At 40.7% G+C, this 15590-nt stretch carries 15 protein-coding genes and 1 pseudogene; 14 read left to right on the top strand and 2 right to left on the bottom strand.

The window, feature by feature from the left end; all coding sequences use genetic code 11:
• The first annotated feature begins 101 nt into the window (after positions 1 to 101).
• A pseudogene (locus tag ODU46_RS08015) lies at positions 102 to 1418 on the top strand (FAD-containing oxidoreductase).
• 269 nt (positions 1419 to 1687) lie between these two features.
• Here ODU46_RS08015 and ODU46_RS08020 read toward each other — a convergent pair.
• Positions 1688 to 2419 carry a PrsW family glutamic-type intramembrane protease gene (locus tag ODU46_RS08020; protein WP_228380983.1) on the bottom strand — a complete coding sequence of 244 codons (732 nt, stop codon included), beginning with the start codon at positions 2417 to 2419 and terminating at the stop codon, positions 1688 to 1690.
• A gap of 268 nt (positions 2420 to 2687) precedes the next feature.
• Between ODU46_RS08020 and ODU46_RS08025 the strand changes: the two genes are divergently transcribed.
• Genes ODU46_RS08025 through ODU46_RS08040 form a run of 4 tightly spaced genes read left to right on the top strand, consistent with a single transcriptional unit; the run spans position 2688 to position 4754 of the window.
• Positions 2688 to 3305 (top strand): DUF5052 family protein, encoded by a 618-nt coding sequence (locus ODU46_RS08025; protein WP_024395172.1) that lies wholly within the window; start codon positions 2688 to 2690, stop codon positions 3303 to 3305.
• Entirely contained in the window at positions 3306 to 3815 is a 510-nt protein-coding gene (locus ODU46_RS08030; RefSeq protein ID WP_398579480.1) for a GNAT family N-acetyltransferase, read from the top strand.
• Positions 3805 to 4458, top strand: a complete 654-nt coding sequence (locus ODU46_RS08035; RefSeq protein ID WP_398579481.1) for a DNA alkylation repair protein — start codon at positions 3805 to 3807, stop codon at positions 4456 to 4458. Before ODU46_RS08030 ends, ODU46_RS08035 begins: the two co-directional genes overlap by 11 nt.
• Before the next feature lie 8 nt (positions 4459 to 4466).
• The gene (locus tag ODU46_RS08040; protein ID WP_398579482.1) at positions 4467 to 4754 is read left to right on the top strand and encodes a DUF1905 domain-containing protein; all 288 of its coding nucleotides are present in this window, start codon (positions 4467 to 4469) and stop codon (positions 4752 to 4754) included.
• Between the two features lie 294 nt (positions 4755 to 5048).
• On the opposite strand, the gene ODU46_RS08045 is transcribed toward ODU46_RS08040, so the two are convergent.
• Positions 5049 to 5825 carry a glycyl-radical enzyme activating protein gene (locus ODU46_RS08045; protein WP_024384400.1) on the bottom strand — a complete coding sequence of 259 codons (777 nt, stop codon included), beginning with the start codon at positions 5823 to 5825 and terminating at the stop codon, positions 5049 to 5051.
• 131 nt (positions 5826 to 5956) lie between these two features.
• Between ODU46_RS08045 and ODU46_RS08050 the strand changes: the two genes are divergently transcribed.
• The 9 genes from ODU46_RS08050 to ODU46_RS08090 all read left to right on the top strand — a co-directional run bounded on the left by ODU46_RS08050 (position 5957) and on the right by ODU46_RS08090 (position 15333).
• Positions 5957 to 6700, top strand: coding sequence for a DeoR/GlpR family DNA-binding transcription regulator (locus ODU46_RS08050; protein WP_011922238.1), 744 nt, complete (start codon positions 5957 to 5959; stop codon positions 6698 to 6700).
• 12 nt (positions 6701 to 6712) lie between these two features.
• Positions 6713 to 7684: a sugar-binding transcriptional regulator gene (locus ODU46_RS08055; RefSeq protein ID WP_105135745.1), complete on the top strand. Its 972-nt coding sequence runs from the start codon at positions 6713 to 6715 to the stop codon at positions 7682 to 7684.
• Positions 7685 to 7875: 191 nt separating this feature from the next.
• Positions 7876 to 8199 (top strand): PTS lactose/cellobiose transporter subunit IIA, encoded by a 324-nt coding sequence (locus ODU46_RS08060; RefSeq protein WP_024376531.1) that lies wholly within the window; start codon positions 7876 to 7878, stop codon positions 8197 to 8199.
• A gap of 32 nt (positions 8200 to 8231) precedes the next feature.
• On the top strand, positions 8232 to 8537 hold the full coding sequence (locus tag ODU46_RS08065; RefSeq protein WP_002935430.1) for a PTS sugar transporter subunit IIB: 306 nt from the start codon (positions 8232 to 8234) through the stop codon (positions 8535 to 8537).
• 12 nt (positions 8538 to 8549) lie between these two features.
• Positions 8550 to 9851 carry a PTS sugar transporter subunit IIC gene (locus ODU46_RS08070; RefSeq protein ID WP_105116203.1) on the top strand — a complete coding sequence of 434 codons (1302 nt, stop codon included), beginning with the start codon at positions 8550 to 8552 and terminating at the stop codon, positions 9849 to 9851.
• Positions 9852 to 10002: 151 nt separating this feature from the next.
• On the top strand, positions 10003 to 12447 hold the full coding sequence (locus ODU46_RS08075) for a glycyl radical protein (RefSeq protein WP_398579483.1): 2445 nt from the start codon (positions 10003 to 10005) through the stop codon (positions 12445 to 12447).
• A gap of 14 nt (positions 12448 to 12461) precedes the next feature.
• Complete coding sequence (locus tag ODU46_RS08080) at positions 12462 to 13130, top strand: fructose-6-phosphate aldolase (RefSeq protein ID WP_024382948.1); 669 nt, start codon at positions 12462 to 12464, stop codon at positions 13128 to 13130.
• A 31-nt stretch (positions 13131 to 13161) separates the two neighbouring features.
• On the top strand, positions 13162 to 14118 hold the full coding sequence (locus tag ODU46_RS08085; RefSeq protein WP_398579484.1) for a glycerol dehydrogenase: 957 nt from the start codon (positions 13162 to 13164) through the stop codon (positions 14116 to 14118).
• Positions 14119 to 14238: 120 nt separating this feature from the next.
• Entirely contained in the window at positions 14239 to 15333 is a 1095-nt protein-coding gene (locus tag ODU46_RS08090) for a glycerol dehydrogenase (protein ID WP_024384405.1), read from the top strand.
• Positions 15334 to 15590: the final 257 nt, after the last annotated feature.

Raw genomic sequence — 15590 nt, forward strand, 5'->3', positions numbered from 1 at the left:
TTTTTTCTTGTAACTAGGCCTCCATAATAGGCCGTAGCAGAATTGTGCCAAAAATTTTCTTTTTTGATAGACTAATGTTGAAAAAATGAAAGGAGTATTTTATGGAACAATATGATTTAGTAGTCATTGGTTTTGGCAAGGCAGGAAAGACCTTGGCAGGTAAGCTTTCTGCGGCTGGGAAGAAGGTTGCCTTAGTAGAGGAAAATCCTGCTATGTTTGGCGGGACTTGTATCAATATTGGCTGTATTCCAACCAAGACCCTCTTGGTAGCAGCAGATAAAAACTGGACTTTCGAGTAGGTCATGGAACAAAAAGAGACCGTCACTACTCGCCTGCGGAACAAAAACGAGGCAGTCTTGAAAGGCAGTGGTGCTAGTTTGTATCAAGGACACGCGCGTTTTGTGGCGGATAATGTTGTGGAAGTGTCAGCTGGTGAGGAATCCCTCCAACTGACTGCGGAAACGATTATTATCAATACAGGTGCTAAGTCGCGCGTGCTACCAATTCCAGGTTTGTTGGATACAGCTCACGTGTATGATAGTACAGGTATTCAGAACTTGGAAACTCGTCCTGACAAGTTGGCTATTATCGGCGGAGGTAACATCGGTCTGGAATTTGCTGGACTCTACAGCAAACTCGGCAGTCAGGTGACGATATATGAAGCCAGCTCTGCTATTTTACCAAGAGAAGAGGAAGTGGTTGCTAAGTTAGCCAAGGAGTATATGGAAGAATCTGGCGTGACCTTCGTCTTGGGTGCGAAAATCGAGCAAGTAGCAGCTGCGGGCGATCAAGTTGCCGTGACGGTCAATGGCGAAACGGCAGTCTTTGACGCTGTCCTCTATGCGACAGGTCGTGTGCCAAACACTGCTGACTTGGGCTTGGAAAATACAGCGATTGAGCTTTTGGAAAATGGTGCTGTCAAGGTGGATGACTACTGCGAAACGACAGTTCCAGGTGTCTATGCAGTGGGCGATGTCAATGGCGGTCCACAATTCACTTACACATCCCTAGACGACTTCCGTATCGTCTTCGGCAAGTTGACTGGGACTGGAACTTATAACTTGAGCCAACGTAAGTCTATTCCGACCAGTGTCTTTATCACGCCTGTGCTTTCTCGTGTCGGTCTGACCGAGAAGGAAGCCAAGGAAGCAGGTTACGACTACATTGCCAATGAACTGCCTGTTGCCAATATGCCGCGTGCCCATGTCAATAATGACCTCAAAGGTATTTTCAAGGTTATCGTGGATAAGGAAAGTAAGCTTGTTTTGGGGGCGACTCTCTTTGGTCGCAATTCAGAGGAGCTGATTAACTTGATTGCTATGGCCATTGACAATAAGATTCCTTATACCTACTTCAAAACGCAGATTTTCACCCATCCGACTATGGCTGAGAATTTGAATGATGTTTTTAATTTTTAATACTTTAGGGAGGGAAGCTGTCTGCATATACTCAAGTATAATCTGCGGCTTCGTTTCCTAGACTAGTATCAAGATCATCGAGTGACCATTTTTCTTTGATGAATCGTGACTGCCTGTAAGGGGCGGTTTTTTATAATTATCTGCGATTTCTTGGACAGATTGGAAGGGGATAAAGATTGGTAATAGATATTGATGAATCAACAACCATTTCGAATACTTGGTTTGTAACATAATAAAAGCCTGTCAATGCAGGCTTGTTTTAGTATGTGTTACTGGTGGTGCTGAGTCGTTTCGATTTGGTCTACTTTGAAAAATGCAGCAAGTGCCACGCAGAAGCTAAAGCAGAGCATGAGAACGGTTATTTCACCAGAGTTAGATGTTAGTCCTTCGTTGAATGGAGTATTCAAGAAAAAGTGTGCTAAGACAGCCATCAGCATCCAGAAAAGTCCTTGTTTTTTAGACATGCCACTATTTTTTGAGACGAGAGCGACCAAACCGACTGCGAATGCAAGGGAGAAGGCCCAGTGAGTTCCGCCAGCGTGAAGCATACGTTCGATAAGAGTGGCGAAGCCATCTGCTTTAGATTTAAAGATTTGTTGGAAGACATAGAGGCCGTCTTCAATAATTTGGAAACTCAAACCTACAATCATACCGCTGACTACGGCATTTTTTAGAGTAAGTTTTTTGAGCAATAGGAGTACGAGTAGTACAACTAGACCCTTACCAAATTCTTCGTGGAAGGGGGCGGTGACAGCTGCTCCCCAGTTTTGGATAAATGTTTGAGGTGGTTTGACGATGAATAACCAAAAAGCTCCTAAAAGTGTTTGACCAATACCAGAGAAGTAAAAACTAGCTGTTATACCCAAAATCCAACTGAGATGGATAACTTTTTTAGAAATATCAAAACGTTTCGCTATATAACGAATGATAAGAATCATAGGGAGGACATAAAGTGCAACTAAGGAAATAGTTAGAAAGAAGAGGGGATATTTTCCGTCCATTCCATCTGGTTTCCCAAAAAAGGTAAGAAGAACTTTACAGCCAGAGAAAAAACTCCAAACGGCTAAAAAAATAAGTAGCTTCATTTTGTGTTTAGCACAGAATTGTTTCATAAAAATGACTTCCTTTATATTAATTTAGTAGATGTCACCTATCCCTACCGTGCTATAGTTTATCATAGCCATCTTTTTATTATCTCAGGTCTATCTATTTTTTCTCGGTTTTTGCATTCCATGATATAATAAGTAAAATATGTTGGAGGACTATTATATGAAATTGCAAAAGAAAATCATGTTATCTGTTGTTCTTGGCTTGAGCCTTGTCAGTTTATCAGCCTGTCAGTCGATTGCTAACTGGTGGAAAAATACCAAGGAAGAATGGATTGGTTTGGAGATGACGGTACGGACTTATGATGAAAATTCTCAATTGATAGATGAAATGTCTGGTAAGTCCTTATCGATTTCGCGGAATCAGGAATTTGACTCGGTGGATGCCGAAGGCTATTCCAATGCGGATTCGTCGGTTTTGAAGGTGACACTTGGGAATTACGAAATTGACCACGTAGGCTCATCTTTGATTGCAGCAGAAGAAGGTTTGGAAGACTTGTATGCGAAATATCAGACCACAGTAGATATTGCAAATTACGATCGTGCAATTCCGCTTGTTAACCGTATGGTATCTAGTCTCAAAAATGATTTTACAGGTAAGGCAAAGGTGGTTTTGATTCGTTCGCAAAACGGAACACCGCTTGCTACTTATGTAGGTGATAAAGTGTCTCTTTATGCATCTGATGCACCTAAGACTTCTGAACTCTTGATTGATGGCAAACGGTTAATTATCTACCGTTGTGATTATACAATTTATGATAGAGAATTATTGGAGAACTAAATGATAGATATTCGTTCCGCAAGGATAGAGGACGCTGCAGACCTTGTGGCAATTTATGCTCCTTATGTAGAAAAGACCGCTATTACCTTTGAAACAGAAGTGCCGACTGTCGAAGCCTTTGCAAGTCGAATTGAAAAGACCTTGGAGAAGTTTTCCTATCTAGTCGCAGTTGAAGAGGGAGCTCTTGTAGGTTATGCCTATGCTTCAACCTACTATGCCCGTGCGGCTTACGATTGGACGGTGGAATTATCTGTATATATTCAGCAAGAAGCACGTGGAAAAGGAATTGGAACTCTTCTCTACAATGCTTTGGAAAGGGAACTGACCGCGCGTGGTTTTAAAAATTTCTTAGCCTGCATTGCCCTACCAAACCCAGCCTCTATAGCACTCCATGAGAAGAGGGGCTATGAACAGGTAGCTCATTTCAAAAAAGTTGGTTATAAATTTGATACATGGCATGATATTGTCTGGCTTCAAAAATCTCTTGTAGGTAAGCAAAATGAAGATTGAAGAATTAGAAAAACGCTTGTTGGCTGTGGCGGATGCCAGTCAAGCTCAACCCATGAAAGCCTATATGAAGAATCACTTTGACTTTCTAGGTGTTCGGACACCTGATCGACGGAAAGTTGCTAGGCAATTCTTCAAAGATTTTAAGGATCCGGGAATTGATTGGGATTTTGTAGAGGCTTGCTGGTCTAAGCCCTATCGTGAATTTCAATATATCGCCATTGATTACCTGGTCACCAAGAAAAAAGACCTGGTCTTCGCTGACCTGCTCCGCTTGAAAAAGCTGGCTCAGACCAAGTCTTGGTGGGATAGCATTGACGGACTGGACAAGTTAGTTGGTAAGATTGTGTTGGACAATCCAGAGGCCAAGGAGACAATCTTGGAATGGAGTGTGGATGATGATTTCTGGTTGAGGCGAATTGCCATTGACCACCAACTTTTGCAAAAAGAAAAGACAGATACGGAACTGTTGGAACAAATCCTGATCAATAATCTCAATCAGACTGAATTTTTTATCAACAAGGCGATTGGCTGGAGTTTGCGGGATTATTCTAAGACCAATCCTGACTGGGTACGGGCTTTCCTTGACACATACCGTTCCCAAATGGCAGGTTTGTCCATTCGTGAGGCTAGTAAGTACATCTAGGAGGAGCCATGTCTAAAGTCTATGATTTTGAAGCCCTTATCCATCCGGTACCAGACAAGGGTGGAGCCTATGTCATCTTTCCCTATGATATACGAGAAGAGTTTGGCAAGGGGAGAGTAAAAGTTCATGCCAGATTTGATGGTCAACCCTATGATGGCTCCATTGTCAATATGGGAGTAAAGGATGAAGCAGGCACTATCTGTTACATTATTGGTATACAAAAAGCTATTCGAGCGGCTATTGGAAAACAGGCTGGTGATAGAGTACAAGTAACCATTCAAGAACGAATGGAGTAATCAGGCTTGCAAATCCTTGAAATTATGGTAGAATAGATTCATGCGATGAGCCGAGTAGTGACTTTGTCACTTTCGACGCTAGGGAGGTCTTCATTTAATTGAAACGCAGGAGCGGACCTTGAATAGTTGTGTGAACCTTCTATTCTCATCGGAAACGATGCCCTTGCCCACCCTTGAGGTGGGCTTTTTTTGCATACTAATATGCTTCAGATAATCTATCGGAAGCATATTTCAGTATGTATTTCTATAGGAGTGCTATTGGCTCAGCCGAGGAAGTTTTTGTATTTCTCAAAGTTAGAAATAGCAGTTGATATTATGCTTGATGAAGATTGCTTGATAGTCTTTTAAATCTTCTGGATGGAGAGCCTTGACATCGGTCATAGCATAGGTTCGATTGAGAAGTTTATACTTATTTTCTCCAAATTGATGGAAGGGGAGTAGTTGAACTTTGTCAATCTTGAGTTGATTAAAGAGACAGGCGAATTGTTCAGCATCTTCGAGGGAATTATTAAAGTCAGGGATAACAGGGATACGTAGGACGATTTCTTTCCCGATGGAAAAGGCGTATTGGATATTTTGTATAATAAGGTTATTGTTGACGCCGGTGACTTTTCTATGAGAAATTGTATTGTAATGTTTTAAATCAGTATAGATAAAGTCAACGTATTGGATAAGGTCAACAAATTTGCGGTGTTCTACGAAAGCGGTGGTTTCAATAGCGGTATGAAGGCCGTGTTTTTTTGCCTCCATAAGAATAGCTTTCGCAAACTCATATTGGGCAAAAATTTCTCCGCCAGACAGCGTGAGCCCACCACCAGATTCTTCATAAAAATCAATATCTTTCATGACTTCGGATATGATGTCATCAACAGATTTTTCTTCTCCCATGATGGTCATTTTTTTACTAACAGCATCAAGCATGGGTTCAGGTTTTCGTTTTTGAGATTCTGGATTTGCACACCAAGGACAACGTAGGGGGCAGCCTTTCAAGAAAACCGTCGTACGTATACCAGGACCGTCATGGAGCGAAAAATGTTGAATGTTAAAAATAATGCCTTTTCGTGTATTCATGCTCTTTCTCCTTTTCGATTAATTTGATTTTATCACACAAAAGAAAGTTTTACAATTACGAACGTAAGTTAAAAGGTTGCAAATAGTTGAAAAAGAGTCAAAATTTGATAGAATAATGATGAGGTGATGAAATGGAACGATTAGATAAAATTATACAACTGGTATCACAACATGAAAAAATAGATGTCAATAGTTTGGCGGAGCAACTGGACGTTTCTAAGGTAACCATCCGTAAAGATTTAGATAAGTTAGAATCAAAAGGTTTATTACGTAGAGAACACGGCTATGCTGTTCTAAATAGTGGCGATGACCTCAATATTCGGATGTCCTTTCGCTATGACGTAAAAAAACGAATTGCAAAAGAAGCAGCAAATCTTATTGCCGACAATGAAACGATTATGATAGAGTCTGGGTCAACTTGTGCTCTCTTGGCAGAAGAAATTTGCAAAACCAAGAGAAATGTGACCATCATAACAAATTCTTATTTTATAGCCAATTATGTGCGACAATATGATAGCTGTCAGATTATTTTATTGGGTGGTGAGTTTCAAAAAGATTCCCAAGTAACAGTTGGGCCGCTCTTACATAAAATGATTCAGTTTTTCCATGTTGATAAGGCTTTTGTAGGAACTGACGGCTATGATAGTGAGCATGGTTTTACAGGTAAAAACTTAATGCGAAGCGAAGTAGTACAGTACATGTCTGACGTTGCTGAAAATATGATTGTGCTAACAGATTCTAGTAAATTTACAAAACGAGGGACAGTACGCAGATTTGGTTTAAGTCAAGTTGCTCAGGTCATTACAGATACGTCGATTTCTGAAGATCTTGTCAAAGAATTAGAAAATGCTAGAGTCACAGTAAGGCTAGTTTAGGTTGGGGGCAGTATGAAGCAAGAAAAAAGAAGGCAGTTGGCAAAAATAGCCTATCTTTATTACGAAGAGGGGAAAAGCCAAGCTGAGATTGCTGCTGAGACAGGAATTTATAGAACGACAGTCAGTAGAATGTTGACCAAGGCTAAGTCAGAAGGCATTGTAAAAATAGAAATTCAAGATTTTGATAGGCGCCTATACCGACTTGAAAAATATGTTCAAGAAAAATATGGATTAAAAGGTTTAGAACTGGTTGAAAACAGCACCGATGAGGACCAGCTTGATTTAGAAAATCGCCTGGCACAGGCTGCAGCCGATATGCTTACCAATCTAATTGATGATGGAAAGAAAGTTGGTTTTTCATGGGGGAGAAGCCTCAGTCTTATTGTAGATAAGATAGGGAATCATCGTATGAAAGGTGTCAAATTTGTTCCAATAGCTGGCGGTCCAAGTCATATCCACGCACGTTATCATGTGAATACTCTGATTTACGATATGGCCAATAAATTTCGTGGAGAATGTAGTTTTATCAATGCGACGATTATCCAGGAGAATCAAGAACTCGCTCAAGGTATTCTTTCTTCTAAATATTTCGAGGAGCTACGTGCTGACTGGAAGGACTTAGATGTAGCAGCAATCGGTATTGGCGGCCGAGTCGATGAAAAAAATCGTCAGTGGTTAGACATGTTGACGACAGATGATTTTCAAGCCTTGTCAGATGAAGGTGCAGTCGGTGAAACCTGCTGTCGTGGTCTGAATCAATACGGTCAAGCTGTCGTTGAGGATTTGCAAAAGAGGACCATTGCCATCTCTTTAGATGATTTAAAAGAAGTTCCAGATACCATAGCTCTTGCATACGGGGAGGAAAAGGCCCAAGCCATTTTAGCTGTATTGCGAGCTGGCTACATTCATCATCTGGTAACAGATGAACGAACCATCGTAAAAGTTTTAGAACTGGATAATGATGAGTACGTCCATACAAATTAGCAAGAGAATACTTCAATCGCTTAAAGGTGGTTGAAGTATTTTTTAATCCTCAAATATGCACAAAAGTGCAAAAATTAATTAAAACGGAAAATGTTCTATAAATATATTTACGCTATAAAGAGAAAATGATATGATTTACTTACGAAAGAAATATAATAACTTACAAATAAAACAAATTGGAGGAAAAAGAAATGGAAATGATTATTGCAGATCAATTGATCATGGGATTGATTATTTATGCTGGAGATGCGAAGAGTCACGCCTACCAAGCTTTGTCGCTTGTCAAAGCAGGTGAAGAAGAGCGAGCAGAAGAGGAATTAGAATTAGCAGATGCAGCATTATTAGAAGCTCACAATATGCAGACAAAATTCTTAGCACAGGAAGCTGGGGGAGCAAAATCTGATATTACAGCACTATTTGTCCATTCGCAAGATCATTTGATGACATCTATTACAGAAATCAATTTGATTAAAGAAATCATTGATTTGCGGAAAGAACTAAAAAAAGTTGGCTAAAACAAAAAAATTATATTTAGGAGGAAACCGAAATGGTTAAAATCGCTCTATTTTGTGCCGCTGGTTTTTCTACAGGCATGTTGGTAAACAACATGAAGATTGCAGCAGCAGACGCAGGTGTCGAAGTAGAAATCGACGCGCATTCTCAAGGGAAAATTGCAGATTACCTTGACGAAATCGATGTAGCTTTACTGGGACCACAAGTAGCATATACGCTTGATAAGTCTAAGGCGCTCTGTGATGAAAAGCAAGTCCCTATTGCCGTGATTCCAATGGCAGACTACGGGATGTTGGACGGGAAAAAAGTTCTTCAATTGGCACTCAGCATGGTTTCATAAAGGAGTATGGTCATGTCCAAAATTGATACACAAAAAATTATTGTCCCAATCATGAAATTTGTGAATATGAAAGGGATCATCGCTCTAAAAGATGGTATGTTGGCTATCTTGCCTTTAACAGTAGTTGGTAGTATTTTCTTAATTTTGGGGCAATTGCCCTTTGAAGGCTTAAATGCTGCAATAGCTTCTATATTTGGAGCGGAATGGACTGAACCGTTTATGCAAGTCTATAGCGGAACCTTTGCAATTATGGGCTTGATTTCTTGTTTTGCGATCGGCTATTCTTACGCCAAAAATAGTGGAGTTGAGCCTCTCCCTGCGGGCGTACTGTCCTTGTCTTCATTCTTTATCCTCTTGAAATCATCTTATATTCCAGTTGATGGAGAACCAATCGGTGATGCTATCGCAAAAGTATGGTTTGGTGGTCAAGGAATTATCGGTGCGATTATTATTGGTTTAGTAGTGGGCGCTATCTATACGACTTTTATTCAGCATCATATTGTTATCAAGATGCCTGAACAAGTACCGCAAGCTATTGCCAAGCAGTTTGAAGCTATGATTCCAGCTTTTGTCATCTTCTTGCTATCTATGATTGTCTATATTGTTTCCAAGATGGCGACAAACGGTGGTACATTCATTGAAATGATTTACGATGTGATTCAAGTGCCACTACAAGGTTTGACAGGTTCATTACCAGGTGCGATTGGAATTGCTTTCTTCATTTCCTTCCTCTGGTGGTTTGGTGTACATGGCCAGTCAGTTGTCAATGGTGTCGTTACTGCTTTACTATTGTCAAACCTCGATGCCAATAAGGCCCTTTTAGCAGCAGATAAATTGTCTCTGGAAAATGGCGCCCACATTGTGACCCAACAATTCTTGGATAGTTTCTTGATCATGTCAGGTTCAGGTATTACCTTTGGTATTGTTTTTGCAATGCTATTTGCCGCAAAATCAAAACAATATAAGGCTCTTGGTAAGGTAGCGGCCTTTCCTGCACTCTTTAACGTTAATGAACCAGTCGTCTTTGGTTTCCCAATTGTGATGAATCCTGTTATGTTCTTACCATTTGTCCTGGTACCGATCTTAGCGGCTTTCATTGTCTACGGTGCAATATCAATAGGCTTTATGCAACCATTTTCAGGTGTGACCCTACCATGGTCTACTCCAGCAATCATTTCTGGTTTTATGGTGGGTGGTTGGCAAGGTGCAGTTGTTCAAATCATTATTTTAGCTGTCTCAACTATTGTTTATTTCCCATTCTTCAAAATCCAAGATAAGATTGCCTATGAAAGTGAAATGAAAGAAACAGTTTAGTCAATGATGTCAGACAAAAGAGTTGCACAAATGTGCAGCCGGCTTCGGAAATCTTAGCTCTCACTAGCATCAATTGACAATAACCCCTATTACAGGATATACTTGATTTACAAACGAAACAAAATTAAGTTTCGAAAGAAAGGGTAAAACTATGAAAACAGTGACTGAAGTAGCTGGCACTAGCATTAAAACTGAGTATTTTGGAAGTCTGACAGATCGGATGAACAAATACAGAGAAGATGTCCTTGATAAGAAGCCCTATATTGATGCGGAACGGGCTGTTTTAGCAACAAAAGCCTATCAAGAACATAGAGAAAAGCCCAATGTATTAAAAAGGGCCTATATGCTCAAAGAAATATTGGAGAACATGACGCTTTATATTGAAGAAGAAAGTCTGATTGCAGGTAACCAAGCTTCTTCAAATAAAGATGCTCCCATCTTCCCAGAATATACCTTAGAGTTTGTATTGAATGAATTGGATTTATTCGAAAAACGGGATGGGGATGTCTTCTATATTACCGAGGAAACCAAGGAGCAGTTGCGCAGCATCGCTCCATTCTGGGAAAAGAATAATCTTCGTTCACGTGCAGGTGTCTTACTTCCAGAGGAAGTTCAAGTTTATATGGAAACTGGCTTCTTTGGTATGGAAGGTAAGATGAACTCTGGTGATGCCCACTTGGCTGTCAATTACCAAAAGGTATTGGAACAAGGTTTGCGTGGTTTTGAGGAGCGAGTTCGTGAAGCAAAGGCTAATCTCGATTTGACGGATCCTGCAAGTATTGATAAATATCATTTCTATGATTCAATCTTTATCATCATTGATGCGGTGAAAGCATACGCAGATCGTTTTGTCGCCTTGGCTACTGAATTGGCAGAGAAAGCTCCAACCGCTCAACGCCGTCAAGAACTACTGGAGATTGCACGGATTTGTGCGAAGGTGCCGTATGAACCTGCTGAAACATTTGCAGAGGCGGTGCAATCTGTCTGGTTTATCCAGTGTATCTTGCAAATCGAGTCAAATGGACATTCTCTATCCTATGGACGTTTCGACCAATACATGTATCCGTATGTGAAAGCTGATTTAGAAGCAGGACGTGAAACGGAAGACAGCATCGTCGAACGCTTGACTAACTTGTGGATTAAGACCATTACTATCAACAAGGTTCGTAGTCAATCACATACCTTCTCATCTGCTGGTAGTCCCCTATACCAAAATATAACCATTGGTGGACAAACACGTGATAAGAAGGATGCTGTCAATCCACTTTCTTACCTAGTATTGAAATCTGTTGCCCAAACACACCTGCCACAGCCAAACTTGACTGTTCGCTATCATGCAGGCCTAGATGCTCGCTTCATGAATGAATGTATTGAAGTCATGAAACTTGGTTTTGGTATGCCTGCCTTCAACAACGATGAAATTATCATTCCATCCTTTATCGAGAAAGGTGTCTTGGAAGAAGATGCCTATGACTACAGTGCGATTGGCTGTGTAGAAACGGCTGTTCCTGGTAAATGGGGCTACCGTTGTACAGGTATGAGCTATATGAACTTCCCGAAAGTTTTATTGATTACCATGAATGATGGTATCGATCCTGCATCAGGCAAACGGTTTGCACCAGCCTTTGGTCACTTCAAAGATATGAAATCCTTTGAAGAGCTTGAAACGGCATGGGAAAAGACACTTCGTCATCTAACACGGATGAGTGTTATCGTTGAAAATGCAATTGACATTGCTTTAGAAAGAGAAGTACCAGACATTCTCTGCTCGGCTCTGACAGATGACTGTATCGGTCGTGGCAAGCACCTGAAAGAAGGCGGAGCGATTTACGATTACATTTCTGGTCTGCAGGTTGGCATTGCCAATTTATCTGATTCTCTAGCAGCAATCAAAAAATTAGTCTTTGAAGAAGGACGATTGACTCCAGAAGAATTGTGGCATGCTTTGGAAACAGACTATGCTGGGGAGCGTGGTAAAGAAATCCAGGAAATGTTGATTGAAGATGCACCAAAATATGGTAACGATGATGATTATGCAGACCAATTGGTAACAGCAGCGTATGATATTTATATCGATGAGATTGCCAAATATCCAAATACTCGCTTTGGTCGTGGTCCGATTGGTGGTATCCGTTATTCAGGTACATCATCCATTTCAGCAAACGTTGGACAAGGGCGTGGTACCTTGGCAACTCCAGATGGTCGAAATGCAGGTACACCGTTGGCAGAAGGTTGTTCTCCATCACATAATATGGATAAAAATGGACCGACATCCGTTTTGAAATCAGTTGCCAAATTACCAACGCATGAAATTGTTGGAGGCGTTCTGCTCAATCAGAAGGTCAATCCACAAACACTTGCCAAAGAAGAAGACAAACAAAAATTAATTGCCCTCTTGCGGACATTCTTTAACCGCTTGCATGGCTATCATATTCAGTACAATGTTGTCTCTCGAGAAACCTTGATTGATGCACAACTACATCCTGAAAAACACCGTGATTTGATTGTCCGTGTAGCAGGTTATTCAGCATTCTTCAATGTATTGTCGAGAGCAACACAAGACGACATCATTGGTCGTACAGAACATACATTGTAAAAGAGGTTATTATTATGGAATTCATGCTGGACACCTTAAATATAGAGGAAATACGGAAATGGGCTGAGGTTTTACCCCTTGCGGGGGTGACCTCAAACCCAACGATTGCGAAGAAAGAAGGTGACATTGACTTTTTTGAACGTTTGCACCTTATTCGTGACATCATCGGTCCAAATGCTTCACTACATGTGCAAGTTGTGGCAAAGGATTATGAAGGGATTTTGGCAGACGCTAAAAAAATTCGTGAATTGGCACCGGAAAATGTCTATATTAAGGTTCCGGTAACGCCTGCTGGTTTGGCTGCTATGAAAACATTGAAAGCGCAAGGCTATCAGATTACAGCAACAGCGATTTATACCGTTTTTCAGGGCTTGTTAGCTATTGAAGCGGGTGCAGATTACTTGGCGCCGTACTACAATCGTATGGCCAATCTGAATATTGATTCGAATGCGGTCATCGCTCAGTTATCAGAAGCAATTGACAGGGAGTGTTCGGAAAGTAAAATTTTAGCGGCGTCATTCAAAAATGTGGATCAAGTGAACCAAGCATTTGCAAATGGGGCGCAGGCTATTACGGCAGGTGCAGATATATTTGAAGCAGCCTTTTCTATGCCATCCATTGAAAAGGCGGTAAATGATTTTGCAGATGATTGGTCTGCCATTCATGGAAGATATACTATCTAAACAGTTCTATATAATAAAATAAGGGGGCACTATGAAACAATTCTCAGGTCTTTCACGCACTATCCAAGGAAATCATCTTTTAGACACTTGTGCGATTGACATTTTGAAAATAGGTCATCGCCCCCTTGTTTTATGTGCAAAACAGGAGTATAATACGACTGTAGAAAACTTTGTGAAAGTCTTAATTTGTCACGGACTCATTGTTAAAATAGCCTATATAGAGGAGTGGGACCAGAACTTGGTTGAAGAATGTGGGGAAGTTGGTTTCCGACATTGTGCAGACCATATTATTGGCATTGGTAATAGTTCTGTGGCAGCTTGTACAAAGTCTGTTGCGGATTTACTAGACTTGTCAGCCGTTCTTATACCGACTTCACCGTTTACCACTCTGCCTCGGCTATCGGTGGAAAATATGAAAAGAGAGCGACCATTGTTTAATGAGTCCATCCAGCTAATTATCGCGGATAGGGACCAATTATTGACACAACCTACCACGGAGTTAATGAATGGAGTGGTCAATACTCTTCTTTATCTAGCAGCCATAAAAGAAGTAAAAAGAAATCATCTATTCAGTTTGATAGATGATATTCTTATCAGAGGTTTTGAAAGCGTTTTATTTAATAATAGCCTTCAAGCTATAGAGGATTTTGAAGCCCGGATATTATCAAAAGAAGTACAAGATGTCTTAGAAGTTCTTTCTACTTGTGTAACATTAGACCTACCTAGTGATGCTTGGGACGTGATTCAACAAATAGAATCAAAGCTCAGCGAAAGAAGAGAGAATTTAGTGGATGAGCCATTGAAACGAAATCTTGTCCTCTATTTGCTTCTGACCTATGTGACTCAGGAATCAGAAGAATTTCAAGCTAGGCTGAAGTGGTGTCAACAGTTGCTTTTGTCTGCCAACTCTAGCAATCTATTGTCGCTGGAGGCAGTTTTCAAGGAAATTGCACTAGAGATAGGAGAAGATTGCTCGACACGTTGCTAGTAGGCATCGCTGTACAATGGCAATATTTAAAATACGGGCTCATGCCTCTTGCTTTCGGCAATGCTAACTGTCGTTTATTACTCAATATAACACTATCTATTATTTCAAGGAGGAATTCTTATGAAAGTATTTGCAAGTCCATCTCGCTATATTCAAGGTAAACATGTTCTTTTCCAAGGTGCAGAAGCTATCGGAAAATTGGGAACAAAGCCTTTGATTCTTTGTGATGATTTAGTATATGGGATTGTCGGTGAGAAGTTTTTGTCCTATCTCGTTGAAGAAGGGATGCAAGTCCATCGTGTTGCCTTTAATGGAGAAGCATCTGACAAGGAAATCCAGCGCGTCGTAGAAATCGGAAAAGAACAGGCTAGTGACGTCGTAATCGGTCTAGGTGGTGGCAAGACGATTGACTCAGCCAAGGCGATTGCTGATTTACTAGGAGTGCCAGTCGTCATTGCTCCAACTATTGCTTCAACAGATGCTCCGACATCTGCTTTATCTGTCATTTATTCTGAAGAAGGGGCGTTTGAACGCTATATTTTCTATAAGAAAAATCCAGATCTTGTCTTAGTAGATACAGCGATTATTTGTCAAGCACCGCCACGTCTTTTGGCTTCTGGTATTGCGGATGGCTTGGCGACATGGGTAGAAGCGCGTGCTATTTTACAAAGCAATGGAACAACAATGGCAGGAGGAGGTCAGACGCTGGCTGGTATCGCTATTGCACAAGCCTGTGAACAAACACTCTTTGAATACGGACTTCAAGCCATGGCTAGCTGTGAAGCCAAGGTTGTGACAGCTGCTTTAGAGAATATTGTTGAAGCAAATACCTTGCTAAGTGGTTTAGGCTTTGAAAGTGCAGGTTTGGCTGCGGCGCATGCGATACACAATGGATTTACCGCCTTGGAGGGAGACATTCACCATTTGACACATGGTGAAAAAGTGGCTTATGGGACCTTGACCCAGCTTTTCTTGGAAAACCGTCCGAAAGAAGAATTGGAAAAATACATCCGTTTCTATCAAGCCTTGAATCTTCCAACAACTTTGGAGGAGTTACATTTGGCTGATGCTAGTTATGAAGATCTATTGAAAGTCGGCCAACAAGCGACGATTGAAGGAGAAACAATTCACGGTATGCCATTTGCTATTTCAGCAGAAGATGTAGCAGAAGCTCTGATGGCTGTTGACTACTATGTTCGCTCATTAGATAAATAAGAAGAGCATTAACAGTTGAGCATGTCCATCTAAACTTGTGAATAGAGGTTCGAAGTAATTGGGTAAATTCTCAAAGTAAGTTCTAGTTCCCGTCCTTCCAGAAGTTACTTTGAGAAAACTGCATAACACTAACAGAATTTAGTCTCAGACTAAGTTCTGTTTTTGCCTAAAGCTGCAGATTCAAGGAATTTTTAGGGTTGAAAATGTTGAAAAAAAGAGTACACTAAAGTTACTGGCTCTGAGACGTCTCAAAGTAA

It is taken from the genome of Streptococcus sp. 2020WUSS089, assembly GCF_044427405.1.
Taxonomy (GTDB): domain Bacteria; phylum Bacillota; class Bacilli; order Lactobacillales; family Streptococcaceae; genus Streptococcus; species Streptococcus hashimotonensis.

What these genes read in the sequence shown, in the direction of transcription:
- ODU46_RS08050 (WP_011922238.1), top strand. Translation starts at nt 5,957, where the DNA reads ATGGAACGATTAGATAAAATTATACAACTGGTATCACAACATGAAAAA.
- ODU46_RS08080 (WP_024382948.1), top strand. Translation starts at nt 12,462, where the DNA reads ATGGAATTCATGCTGGACACCTTAAATATAGAGGAAATACGGAAATGG.
- ODU46_RS08045 (WP_024384400.1), bottom strand. Translation starts at nt 5,825, where the DNA reads ATGAATACACGAAAAGGCATTATTTTTAACATTCAACATTTTTCGCTC.
- ODU46_RS08025 (WP_024395172.1), top strand. Translation starts at nt 2,688, where the DNA reads ATGAAATTGCAAAAGAAAATCATGTTATCTGTTGTTCTTGGCTTGAGC.
- ODU46_RS08035 (WP_398579481.1), top strand. Translation starts at nt 3,805, where the DNA reads ATGAAGATTGAAGAATTAGAAAAACGCTTGTTGGCTGTGGCGGATGCC.
- ODU46_RS08065 (WP_002935430.1), top strand. Translation starts at nt 8,232, where the DNA reads ATGGTTAAAATCGCTCTATTTTGTGCCGCTGGTTTTTCTACAGGCATG.
- ODU46_RS08060 (WP_024376531.1), top strand. Translation starts at nt 7,876, where the DNA reads ATGGAAATGATTATTGCAGATCAATTGATCATGGGATTGATTATTTAT.
- ODU46_RS08075 (WP_398579483.1), top strand. Translation starts at nt 10,003, where the DNA reads ATGAAAACAGTGACTGAAGTAGCTGGCACTAGCATTAAAACTGAGTAT.
- ODU46_RS08085 (WP_398579484.1), top strand. Translation starts at nt 13,162, where the DNA reads ATGAAACAATTCTCAGGTCTTTCACGCACTATCCAAGGAAATCATCTT.
- ODU46_RS08040 (WP_398579482.1), top strand. Translation starts at nt 4,467, where the DNA reads ATGTCTAAAGTCTATGATTTTGAAGCCCTTATCCATCCGGTACCAGAC.
- ODU46_RS08055 (WP_105135745.1), top strand. Translation starts at nt 6,713, where the DNA reads ATGAAGCAAGAAAAAAGAAGGCAGTTGGCAAAAATAGCCTATCTTTAT.
- ODU46_RS08070 (WP_105116203.1), top strand. Translation starts at nt 8,550, where the DNA reads ATGTCCAAAATTGATACACAAAAAATTATTGTCCCAATCATGAAATTT.
- ODU46_RS08090 (WP_024384405.1), top strand. Translation starts at nt 14,239, where the DNA reads ATGAAAGTATTTGCAAGTCCATCTCGCTATATTCAAGGTAAACATGTT.
- ODU46_RS08030 (WP_398579480.1), top strand. Translation starts at nt 3,306, where the DNA reads ATGATAGATATTCGTTCCGCAAGGATAGAGGACGCTGCAGACCTTGTG.
- ODU46_RS08020 (WP_228380983.1), bottom strand. Translation starts at nt 2,419, where the DNA reads ATGGACGGAAAATATCCCCTCTTCTTTCTAACTATTTCCTTAGTTGCA.